The 3,801-nt window shown below is 65.1% G+C and carries 5 protein-coding genes and 1 pseudogene; 3 read left to right on the top strand and 3 right to left on the bottom strand.

Translation table 11 applies throughout. The annotated features are described in order from the left end of the window. The 3 genes and pseudogenes from MKK69_RS25500 to MKK69_RS25490 all read left to right on the top strand — a co-directional run. Positions 1–128: pseudogene (locus tag MKK69_RS25500) on the top strand (alpha/beta hydrolase); the annotation flags it as partial. Between the two features lie 130 nt (positions 129–258). Next, positions 259–585: a hypothetical protein gene (locus tag MKK69_RS25495; protein WP_243972582.1), complete on the top strand. Its 327-nt coding sequence runs from the start codon at positions 259–261 to the stop codon at positions 583–585. 212 nt (positions 586–797) lie between these two features. Beyond that, entirely contained in the window at positions 798–1,847 is a 1,050-nt protein-coding gene (locus MKK69_RS25490; RefSeq protein ID WP_243972581.1) for a phytanoyl-CoA dioxygenase family protein, read from the top strand. Positions 1,848–1,908: 61 nt separating this feature from the next. Here the strand turns inward: MKK69_RS25490 and MKK69_RS25485 are convergent, their stop codons facing one another. From MKK69_RS25485 to MKK69_RS25475, 3 genes are all read right to left on the bottom strand, one after another. Next, the gene (locus tag MKK69_RS25485) at positions 1,909–3,000 is read right to left on the bottom strand and encodes a glycosyltransferase (protein ID WP_243972580.1); all 1,092 of its coding nucleotides are present in this window, start codon (positions 2,998–3,000) and stop codon (positions 1,909–1,911) included. Between the two features lie 219 nt (positions 3,001–3,219). Then, positions 3,220–3,513, bottom strand: coding sequence for a hypothetical protein (locus tag MKK69_RS25480; RefSeq protein ID WP_243972578.1), 294 nt, complete (start codon positions 3,511–3,513; stop codon positions 3,220–3,222). Continuing rightward, the coding region (locus MKK69_RS25475; protein WP_243972577.1) for a hypothetical protein at positions 3,510–3,801 on the bottom strand (292 nt) is incomplete at its 5' end. The genes MKK69_RS25475 and MKK69_RS25480, both read right to left, overlap by 4 nt.

The raw sequence follows: 3,801 nt of genomic DNA, 5'->3' as shown, positions 1-3,801 counted from the left end.
TCACGTCGTGGCTGGAGGACGCGCAGGCGGTGCTCGGCGCCCATGTCGAGGCAGCGCCGATCCTGGTCGGCTCCTCGATGGGGGGTTGGATCGCCTGCCTGGCAGCCCGGGATCGGGCGCTCCGAGGCGACAAGACCGCGGCCATAAGGGAAAGATGATTGTCTAAGCCACCGGGACCCGCGGACCGTGATCGGCTACATCCAGCGGGCGAACGCGTTCAAGGGGCACTCGGGAAGCGGGTTCTTATAGGTTCGGGTGATGTGCCGCGATCATGAGAGCAAGGCTCGCGCCATCGCTGAGAACGTCGTCTCAATCCTGAGGCATAAACCGGTCGAGTACGGCATCCTCTCGGCTGGGCATGAGGCTGTACTGGCCGGGTTGATGCACGAGCTGCTGACCGTCATGCCGACCGAGTCCAGCGACGCACTTGCCGCCGCCTGCAGTCGCTTCCTCGATACGCTTCCGAGCCCTAGCAAGCGACGCCCTTGGGTCGAAGCCGTCAATTCTGTTGGTGGGTGCGTGACGATGCGGGAAGGTAAGCGCGTCAACGCCTTCAAGGGGCGCTCGGGAAGCGAGTTTCTATAAACGGCATGACACGAACTACGAGTTTTAAAATCTGTTGCTATGCCGGTTGTGGTTATCAGGCAACGCGCAACTACTAACGCCGTTTCGCTCGCGCAAATGTGAATATTTCTACCACTAAAAAGGTTGTTAGCCAAAATTTGGCCTCGACTCATCGATCGGATGCTGGTGCTGGCTACGGGGGAGCTGGCTCACTCCGCCTCGGGTCAGCAAATATGGCGATCACTCAGCTCCTACGAAACACCCTCAAGTCGCCGCTCTGGGTGGCCCAGCTCGCGACCGGAGCGAAATCCTTCGTCGACAATCCCATCCTCGGCTCGGAGCGGCTCAACCGGGCTGGCCTGCACACGATGCGCGTCCGGCTCGCCCACGCCATGGCGGCCTTGCGCCGCCGCCAGCTCGCCCACCTGGTGAGCGCACAAGACCGGACCGACTTCGCCCGCGACGGCTTCATCCGGCGCGCCGACTTCATGGCCGCCGATCTGCACCGGGCCGTCTACACCGAGGTGACCAACATCACCGCACAGGGCAGGGAGCAGATCCAGGGCGACACTGTTACCCGCCGCATCCCGCTCGACCCCGGGACGCTCACGCGCATGCCGGCGATGCGCAGGCTTTTGGCCCTGCCAGAGTGGCGGAACCTCCTGCGCTACGTGGCGAGTTTCAACTGCGAGCCGATCCTGACCGTGCAGACGATCCTGTCACATGTCACCGACGCGCCCCCGGACCCGCAGACCAACTTCCACATCGACACCTTCCACCCCACCATGAAGGCGTGGTTATTCCTCACCGACGTCGCCGCCGACGAGGGGCCGTTCACCTACGTGCCGGGCTCGCACCGCCTCACCAAGCGACGGCTCGCCTGGGAGCGCCGTACTGCCATCAACGCGGCGAGCGGCCGCGACCGCCTCAGCGGGCGAGGCTCGTTCCGGGCGACTCCGGCAGAGCTGAAGCGGATGGGTTATCCCGACCCGGTGGCCTTCGCGGTCCCGGGCAACACGCTGGTGGTGGGCGACACGGTGGGCTTCCATGCCCGCGGGCCGTCGCTGCGGCCGGCAGTGCGCATTGAGGTGTGGGCCTACGATCGGCACAACCCGTTCCTGCCCCTGGCCGGCGTCGACATCTGGTCGCTCACCGGTCTGGCCCGCTGGCGAACCCGGATCGGATGGTGGCTGCTCGACCGGCTGGAACAACTTGGGCTACGCAAGAACGTTTGGCGCCCGGTCGGCCGTCTCACCGCCGACGCCCCGCCCCGGATCGTGTGAGCCGCGGGGGGCTCCGACCGAAAGCTCGGCGCGGTTCCAGGACATGTAGGAGCAGAGGGCTTCAACGCGCGCGAACCAGTGCCTCGAACTCGGATATGGAGCCGAACCGAGCGAGTTTGTGTGCGTACTCAAACGACCACCGGGGGTCCGTGCGGTCGACCTGCCGCCCCCGCAGACCGTCGATGAAGACATTGAAGTGCGCACGCTCCTCAGCGATCAGGCGCAGTGTCGTGGCGCGCACGTAGTCCGGGGGTAGCGCACGCGCCTTCATCGCCACGACGCCATCCTGTACGGCGCGCGGGTCGTCGTCCACGATCAGGGTCGTGTCCGGGTGGAAGAAGACGTCGCGCCCGCCTCGGCTACGCGTCGATACCACCGGCAACCCAGCCAGCAGGTACTCGATGCTCGCGTACATCGCGCCCTCAAGCCCGGACAGGCACAGGCCGACGTGAGCCGACGCCATCGCCCGGTTCACCTTCACGTGGTCCATGGGGACGACGTCATCCGCGGTCACGTCGTTCAGGATCACGTGGTTGTACGGAAGGCTGCAAACAAACTTGCCCAGATGCTGCCGCTTCAGCTGCGGCGACCACGTGGTGAACATCTTCGTCACGTAGGCGCAGCTCGGCAAAGTACGCGCGAGCTCATGCCGTTTGAAGGGGGCAAGCTGAGCGTTATAGATCGCATCGAACCGCCGCTCGCGCCCCGGGATTGGGTGGTACATGCCCTCGTCGACGAACATGTTCTGCGGGGCATACCGCACGTCGACTCCGAGCCGTCGCAGCAGCCTCTCCTCGTCGCGAGTGTTGGCTAAGATGATGAGGCTCGCACGCGGATGCGTCTTCTGGAACCGGCGGTGCTGAGCGGCCAGTGCGAGCGCGTTCACCCTGCGCTCTAAGCTCATCGTAATCGGTACCAAGAAGACGAACGTTTCGTCCGGAAACCGAGTAGCCAAGTGATGTGCCACTCCGAACGGTCGCGGCTGTGGTTGGCAGCAGAAGATCAGCGGGTCGAGGCAGAGGAACATCCCGACGACCGGCCTGTCCGATGGCCAACCGCGCGGATCGCGCTTCAGCAGGCCAGCGAAGCCGGCCATATGCTTCAAGACAGGAACTTCGAACAGGAAAGGGTACTGGATGTTCCGCAGGTTCATCGTCTACGGCCACCTTGTCACCGCTTCACCTCTGAGCTGCGACGCCATCGGGTGACGCACACGGCAGGCGTTGCGCATCGCGGCATGCAGTACGAGCCGGTGCGGGCGCTTGATCAGAAACGGGTCACCGACACGAAATTAGGCTGATATCAGAAACCTTTGCCGCTTGGTGTCTGGCGGTCGGCTGACACCGGATCGTGATCAGGCATGCAGGCGCTATCAACCGACTCCATCAGAAAGTCGGCGACGCCGAGCCTCGGCAACCGTAGAGCGCCGCAGCTCGGGGGCCGTCTCGGTGGCAGCATCGGCCTCGGCGAGGTCGCTGTAGCCCAAGAGGCGGGCGAGCCCGTCGTTCAGGGTGTCGGCCTCGCTGTTCGGGTAGTCGCTGAGGTGCTGGACCGCGTCGCACAGCAAGGTCTCATAGAGACCGGGCGGCATGGCGTAGCTATCGCTCCGCGCCGTGGCCTGCCACTGCTCAAGGCGGGCGACCCGCTTGGCAAGGCGCAGGCTCATGCGTGCAGCCCCGGGCTGTCGAGCTTGAAGGTGAACCACTCGCAGCCCTTCGGCCACCGTCCAGCCGGCGGGGCCGCCGCGCGCTCTTCCTCCGTCAGAAGGGCGGGCGACAGGTCCCGCGTCGCATCGCCCTCAGTCATCCCGTAGGCGCCGACGTTCATGACGAACACGTCGTCACCCTCGTGGATGGCGTGGCCACGCTTCCGCAAGAAGGCGACGATGTCGCTGGTCGGCGTACCGTGCGGCGCCTCGACCTGGAAGGTGAGGTGCTTGCCGGTCGATGGCGGG

The sequence above is a fragment of the Methylobacterium sp. J-026 genome, from assembly GCF_022829585.1.
Lineage (GTDB): Bacteria > Pseudomonadota > Alphaproteobacteria > Rhizobiales > Beijerinckiaceae > Methylobacterium.
Note: the sequence above shows the minus strand (reverse complement) of the source record. Positions and strands in the feature narration are given on the sequence as shown.

Excerpts from the sequence above, each read along its gene's own strand:
- MKK69_RS25495 (WP_243972582.1), top strand. The coding sequence starts at position 259 with ATGTGCCGCGATCATGAGAGCAAGGCTCGCGCCATCGCTGAGAACGTC.
- MKK69_RS25490 (WP_243972581.1), top strand. The coding sequence starts at position 798 with ATGGCGATCACTCAGCTCCTACGAAACACCCTCAAGTCGCCGCTCTGG.
- MKK69_RS25485 (WP_243972580.1), bottom strand. The coding sequence starts at position 3,000 with ATGAACCTGCGGAACATCCAGTACCCTTTCCTGTTCGAAGTTCCTGTC.
- MKK69_RS25480 (WP_243972578.1), bottom strand. The coding sequence starts at position 3,513 with ATGAGCCTGCGCCTTGCCAAGCGGGTCGCCCGCCTTGAGCAGTGGCAG.